Genomic DNA, 6,817 nt, shown 5'->3' on the forward strand with positions numbered 1-6,817 from the left:
GGCGCCGCTGGGCGGCGAGATGAGCGGGCATGTATTTTTCAAGGACCGCTGGTACGGCTTCGATGACGGCTTGTATGCGGGTGCGCGCCTGCTGGAATTGCTCACGCGCATGGATGATCCATCGGCCGAGCTGAATGCCTTGCCCCAGGCTTCGAGCACGCCGGAACTGCACCTGCATTTGCAGGAAGGCGAGAACTTCGCGCTGATCGGCCGCCTGCAGGAGGAAGCCAAGTTTCCCGATGCGGAGCAGATCGTGACGATCGACGGCTTGCGCGTGGAGTATGCGGACGGTTTCGGGCTGGCGCGTTCGTCGAACACGACGCCGGTGGTGGTGATGCGATTCGAAGGCGAATCGGCGGAGGCGCTCAAGCGCATCCAGGAGGAATTCCGCCGCGCCATCCTGGCCGTGAAGGCCGATGCGGTGCTGCCGTTTTGAATCCAATGTGCGGCGAAAATCACACACATCGCGAAGGCTTTCTAACGCACATCAAAACGAGGGAGTCCAATGGCAACTATCTTCATTACATCGGGTTGTAACGACTACACGCACATTGGTAATGCAGGATGACTTTTCTCACTGTACGGGCGAAGAACAATAATGTTTATTGATACTCGAAGGGTCGAACAGGGAACCGTCGTTCAATCGACGGTATGCATCATCGGCGGGGGCGTTGCGGGCATTACCCTCGCGATGGAACTGGACAAGCAAGGGATCGACGTCTGCCTTCTGGAGAGCGGGGGCTTTGCACCCGACGACGGCACGCGCGACTTGTACCGCGGCGAAGATGTGGGCGAGTGGCGCTACAACTTCGCCGACGGCAGCCGCAGCCGCTTCCTTGGCGGCAGCAGCAATTGCTGGGGCGGCTGGTGCCGGCCGCTCGATCCCTGGGATTTTGAGAAGCGCGACTGGATCGACCACAGCGGCTGGCCGTTCGGCCTCGACGAACTGGCGCCGTACTACGACCGCACGCACTCGCTGCTCAAGCTGGGGCCGAACAACTTCGACCCCGAATTCTGGGAACGTTCGATCGGACGGCCGGACGTGCGGCGCATTCCGCTGGTGACCGGCAAGATCCGCGACACCATCTCCCAGTTCAGTCCGCCCGCGCGTTTCGGCAAGCTCTACCGCGAGACGCTCAAGCGCTCCCAACGCATCCGCGTCTACCTGTATGCGAATGCGACAAACATCGACACCGATCGTCTCGGCCAGAACGTGACGCGCATCCAGGTCGCGACCCTGACCGGCAGGACCATCGACGTGGTGGCCAAGCATTATGTGCTGTCTACCGGCGGCATCGAGAATGCGCGCCTGCTGCTCGCCTCGAACCGGATGCTGCCTTGCGGCCTGGGAAACGGCAACGACCTCGTCGGCCGCTTCTTCATGGACCATCCGCGGCTGCTCACCGGCAGCATCCGCTTTGCCGATGCATGGGCACGCAACAAGCTGTCGGACGTCAAGTACCACTACATGAATGCCGCCGTCGCCGCGCATGGCACCCACGTCGCGCACCAGTTCGCGCTGACGCCCGAGGTGCTGCAGGAGGAGGGCATCCTCAATGCGCGGGTCTGGTTCAATTCGATTTTCCCGGGCGAGGGCAGCGAAGGCGCGCAGGCACTGTTCCGCATCAAGCAGGCCATGCTGCAGAAGGACCAGGAAGACTGGAACCTGGGCAAGGACATCCTGACCATGGTGACCCATCCGCTCGATACGCTGGGCTATGGCTACACGCGCCTGTTCCAGCCGCGCTGGCTGATCAAGGGCGTGAAATTCCAGCTCATCGTCGAACCGGAACCGGATCCGAACAGCCGCGTCATGCTGTCGCCGTCACAGAAGGACCAGCTGGGCATGAATCGCGTCCGCGTCGACTGGCGCCTGACCTCGAAGGTGAAGCGCACTTTCGACCGGACCCTGGCGCTACTGGCCGACGACATGCGCAAGAGCGGCGTCGCGCAGGTGGAGCTCGATCCGCCGGTCGAAGGCCGCAAATGGCCGTCCGACCTGGAAGGCACCTGGCACCACATGGGCACCACGCGCATGCATGATTCGCCGAAGTACGGCGTGGTGGACCGCAACTGCAGGGTCCATGGCATGTCCAACCTGTTTGTGGCCGGCAGTTCGGTCTTTCCGACGGCGGGAGCGAACTTCCCGACGATTACGCTGGCTGCGCTTGCATTCCGCCTGTCCGAACATCTCGTGAGGGAGATCCGCAACTCCACCAACCCTTTGGCCATGGAGGCAGCGTAATATAGCGCGACGGCAGTCCGGCGGACTGCCATTGCGCACAAACCTCACCGGAGCATCGCTGCATGACCAAAACCATCCTGGTAACCGGCGCAGCCGGGTATATCGGCTCGCATACCTGCGTTGAACTGCTGACCTCGGGCTACGCCGTCGTTGCCCTCGACAACCTCTCCAACAGCTCGATGGAATCGCTGGCCCGCGTCGAGCGCATCACCGGCCATGTGATCCCGTTCTATGAAGCCGACATCCGCGACAGGGCGGCACTGAACGCCATCCTGAAAACACATCGCGTCGATGCGGCAATCCACTTTGCGGGCCTGAAGGCCGTCGGGGAATCGGTCGAGAAGCCGCTGGACTATTTCGAGAACAATGTCGGCGGCTCCGTGACGCTGTTGCAGGCGCTCGGCGAGGCCGGCGTGAAAAAATTTTTGTTCAGCTCGTCTGCTACTGTCTACGGCGATCCGGAGAGCGTGCCGATCAACGAGGCGGCCAGGCTGTCGGTCACCAATCCCTACGGACGCTCGAAGCTGATGGTCGAGCAGGTGCTCGGCGACCTCGGCAAGTCGGACCCGGAATGGGCGATTGGCGTGCTGCGCTATTTCAACCCCGTTGGCGCCCATCCGAGCGGCCTGATCGGCGAAGACCCGCGCGGCATTCCCAATAACCTGATGCCCTATATCGCGCAGGTCGCCGTGGGCAGGCGCGAGCGGCTGTCTGTGTTCGGCAACGACTATCCAACGCCCGACGGAACCGGCGTGCGCGATTACATCCACGTCGTCGACCTCGCACGTGGGCACCTCGCGGCGCTGGACGGGCTGTTCCGCACCGGGCAAGGTTTCACACTCAACCTTGGCACCGGACGCGGTTACAGCGTGCTGGAGATGGTCAGCGCATTCGAGGAAGCCAGCGGCCGCAAGGTGCCGTACCAGATCACCGGGCGGCGTCCGGGCGACATCGCCACCTGCTATGCCGATCCCGCGGAAGCGGCGCGCCTGATCGACTGGCGGGCTACCATGGGCATTGCCGAGATGTGCGCCGACCACTGGCGCTGGCAAAGATCGAATCCCGACGGATTCCGCTCCACATAGCATGACGGCCGCCACACGCGTCTTTCGGACAGTGATTGCCTGCGCCCTTGCCGTTGCCGGCTTTTCCGCCTGCGGGGAAGAGCCGGCCTTTGACGCGCAGAAGGTGGCGGCGCTTGCGGCAAAGTCCAAACGCGCCCAGGCTGAGCAGAAGACGCCGTACGGCCAGAAGGCGTCCGATTTCGTGCTGACCTTCGCCGAGGAATTCGACAGCTTCAATCCGGCGGTCTGGAATGACCACATCTGGTACGAGACGCCCAATCCAACGAAGAATTTCACGGTAGAGAAGGGCGTGCTGAAGATCTGGCCGCAGCGCGACGCGAGCGGAAAATTCTTCAACCGCACCCTCGACACCGACGGCAAGTTCGAACAGAAGTACGGTTACTTCGAGATGGAAGCGAAGCTGTTGCGGGGGAAGGGGACATGGCCGGCATTCTGGCTGTTCGCGCATCCCGGCAAGCGCCGTCCCGAGATCGATATCATGGAAGCCTACCCCGGCGGCATCGACCCCTGGGGCTATACCGACGATGCCGGCGTCTCGCGGCCCACCGCATACGGTGCGACGGTATGGCTGGATGAAGGCGTCTCGGCGGGCACGCGCCAGATCGATGCCGGCAAGGACCTGTCGGCGGGCTTCCACAAGTACGGCGCGAAGTGGGAGCCCGGCAGGGTCACGTTCTACCTCGACGGCAAGCAGACCTATGCGGTCGACGCTAACATGACCGATCCCATGTATATCCTCGTTGACCTGTGGTTCGGCAGCTCCAGCGGCGACCCGGATGAAAGCACGCCAGCCGGGAAGGCCAACTCCTTCGAAGTGAATTACATCCGCGCCTGGCAATTCCGCAATCACGACTGACCCGCTTCCTTGCCTAGTTTGCATGTCCATCTGCAAACGAAGAAAAGCGCCCGGAAACACCGCTATTTCCCGTGGAACCATTTCCATAGGGTAATGCTCTTAAGAAACACTTGCCGCCCATTAACGGAGGCGGTTGTCGTTTCCTTAGGGGCTACCGTGTCGCACACTTCATCTCACCACTTTTCCATGGCCGCGCTGTCGAGCGCCTGTGCCGCGGTCCTGCTTGCCGCCTGCGGCGGCGCAACCACTGAATCGGTCGGCAGCATCATGTCGGGCGAAAGCCTTTCCGGCGTCGTGATGGCGGATACCACCGTCGTCACCAGCTGGACCCAATGCGCGAACGAATACGGTACCTGCAACTTCACCGGTACGCGCGAGGTACGTTACGGCCTCGGCGACAAATGGGCGACGCGCACGGCTACGGAGTCCATCGCCTGCAACAATACTGTTTTCGGCGATCCTTATCCGGGCGCCAACAAGGTATGCCAATACGGGACGACATCCACGGCTCCCGCACCAGCATCCGCTCCGACCACGACGACCACGACCACCTGGCAGCGCTGCGCATCGGAATACGGCACCTGCAATTTCACCGGCACCACCCAGGTTCGCTACGGTCTCGACACTCGCTGGGCAACACGTACTGCAACTGGCTCGATTGGCTGCAACAACACGGTGTTCGGCGATCCATATCCTGGCGCAAGCAAGGTCTGCGACTATGCGGTGACGACGACGGCGCCTGCTCCCGCGCCTGCTCCCGCGCCTGCTCCCGCACCTGCTCCCGCACCTGCTCCCGCGCCCGCGCCAGCGCCAGCGCCATCCTCGTGGACGCGCTGCGCCACCGAGTACGGCACCTGCACCTTCACGGGCACCCGCACGGTACGCTATGGCCTGGGTGACAAGTGGGCCACACGCACTGCGACCGGATCCATTGCCTGCAACAACAGCGTCTTCGGCGATCCGTATCCCGGCGCCAGCAAGGTGTGCGACTACGATTCGAGCACGACGACCACGAGCCCGGCTCCTGCACCCGCACCTGCACCCGCACCTGCACCCGCACCTGCACCTGCTCCGGCACCGGCACCGTCCACATGGACTCGTTGCGCTGTCGAATACGGTACCTGTACTTTTACCGGTACCCGCACGGTGCGCTATGGTCTCGGCGACAAGTGGGCCACGCGCACTGCGACCGGTTCCATCGCCTGCAACAACAGCGTCTTCGGTGATCCGTATCCCGGCGCCAGCAAGGTATGCGACTACGATTCGAGCACGACCACGACAACCCCGGCGCCTGCCCCGGCACCCGCACCTGCTCCGGCACCCGCTCCGGCACCCGCTCCGGCACCCGCTCCGGCACCGACCGTTGTCAGCCCGTATGGCCAGGACGCCAGCCTCTACACCCTGGCATTCGCCGACGAATTCAACAGCGGCTTCAACGCCAGTGTGTGGAACGACAAGATCTGGTATGAGACGTCCAACGCCACCAAGAACTACACCGTCGAAGACGGCAAGCTGAAGATCTGGCCGCAACGTGATGCATCGGGCAACTTCTTCAACCGGACCATCGACACCGACGGCAAGTACTACCAGACCTACGGCTACTTCGAAATCGACGCGAAGCTGCCGGTGGGTAAAGGCACCTGGCCCGCATTCTGGCTGTTCAACCATATCGGCACCCGTCGTCCCGAAATGGATGTAATGGAAGCGTACGCAGGCGGCGCCGCACCGTGGGGCTTCAAGGATGCCGCTGGCATTCCGCATCCGCAGGCCTATGCGCCGACGGTCTGGAAGGGCGATTACGACGGCCAGCTGGTCGGCACGCGCCAGTACGACACCGGCATGGACTTGTCCGCCGGCTTCCACAAGTACGCAGTGAAGTGGGAACCGAACAAGCAGACCTACTACTTCGACGGCAAGGAAGTGCTGACGCTGAACACGACCTTCAGCGACCCGATGTACCTGATGCTGGACCTGTGGTTCGGTTCCGCCTCCGGCACGCCGGACAATACGACGCCGCAGGGCAAGACGAACTCGTATGAAATCAACTACATCCGTGCCTGGAAATTCAAGTAAGCAGGCATGAAGATCGAGCCTCCGCCTTGTGCGGGGTGTGTTTGGGGCCGGCGGCGACGCCGGCCTCTTTTTTAATTCGGCAAGACCTTGTGCATCCTGCATTGACTGCCTTGCACATTATTTCCTGACGACTCACGAAACCCTTATCACTTGCACCAAGGAAGGCAAAAAAACGCCTGAATTTCGGTGATTTCCGGAACCTATTTCTGATGGCCAAGCTCCTACGAGCGCTTGCCATGAAGAATGCTTGGCTACCGTAAATACGAAACAGGAGAAACAATTTGTTCAAACTCGCTTTCCACCGCTTCGCCATTTCCGCACTGTGTTGCGCCTCCGCTACTGTCCTGATCGCCTGCGGCGGCGGGGGCGGCGGCACGACCACCGATGCCACCACTACCCACGCTGAAGCCACGGCCCAAACCGCTACCGGCACGACGCCCACCACCACCATTCCCGAGTCTGTTCAAGCCAGCGGCAGCAAGACGCCGTTCGGCCAGGATGCCGCGCAATACGAGCTGAGCTTCTCCGACGAGTTCGACTCGCTCAACAGCAGCCTCT

4 protein-coding genes and 2 pseudogenes are annotated in these 6,817 nt (G+C 62.1%); all 6 read left to right on the forward strand.

All coding sequences use genetic code 11. From position 1 onward, the window contains the following. Positions 1-436, forward strand: a pseudogene (locus tag AYR66_RS13905) (phosphomannomutase/phosphoglucomutase); the annotation flags it as partial. A gap of 162 nt (positions 437-598) precedes the next feature. Continuing rightward, complete coding sequence (locus AYR66_RS13910) at positions 599-2,245, forward strand: FAD-dependent oxidoreductase (RefSeq protein WP_088707972.1); 1,647 nt, start codon at positions 599-601, stop codon at positions 2,243-2,245. Positions 2,246-2,307: 62 nt separating this feature from the next. Next, positions 2,308-3,330 (forward strand): UDP-glucose 4-epimerase GalE, encoded by a 1,023-nt coding sequence (galE, locus tag AYR66_RS13915; protein WP_088707973.1) that lies wholly within the window; start codon positions 2,308-2,310, stop codon positions 3,328-3,330. 1 nt (position 3,331) lies between these two features. Continuing rightward, on the forward strand, positions 3,332-4,186 hold the full coding sequence (locus AYR66_RS13920) for a glycoside hydrolase family 16 protein (RefSeq protein WP_234814903.1): 855 nt from the start codon (positions 3,332-3,334) through the stop codon (positions 4,184-4,186). A gap of 156 nt (positions 4,187-4,342) precedes the next feature. Then, entirely contained in the window at positions 4,343-6,259 is a 1,917-nt protein-coding gene (locus tag AYR66_RS30035) for a glycoside hydrolase family 16 protein (protein WP_234814904.1), read from the forward strand. 281 nt (positions 6,260-6,540) lie between these two features. Further along, a pseudogene (locus AYR66_RS29580) lies at positions 6,541-6,817 on the forward strand (hypothetical protein); the annotation flags it as partial.

Source organism: Noviherbaspirillum denitrificans (assembly GCF_002211445.1).
Taxonomy (GTDB): Bacteria; Pseudomonadota; Gammaproteobacteria; order Burkholderiales; family Burkholderiaceae_D; genus Noviherbaspirillum; species Noviherbaspirillum denitrificans.

What these genes read in the sequence shown, in the direction of transcription:
- AYR66_RS13910 (WP_088707972.1), top strand. Translation starts at nt 599, where the DNA reads ATGTTTATTGATACTCGAAGGGTCGAACAGGGAACCGTCGTTCAATCG.
- galE (WP_088707973.1), top strand. Translation starts at nt 2,308, where the DNA reads ATGACCAAAACCATCCTGGTAACCGGCGCAGCCGGGTATATCGGCTCG.
- AYR66_RS13920 (WP_234814903.1), top strand. Translation starts at nt 3,332, where the DNA reads ATGACGGCCGCCACACGCGTCTTTCGGACAGTGATTGCCTGCGCCCTT.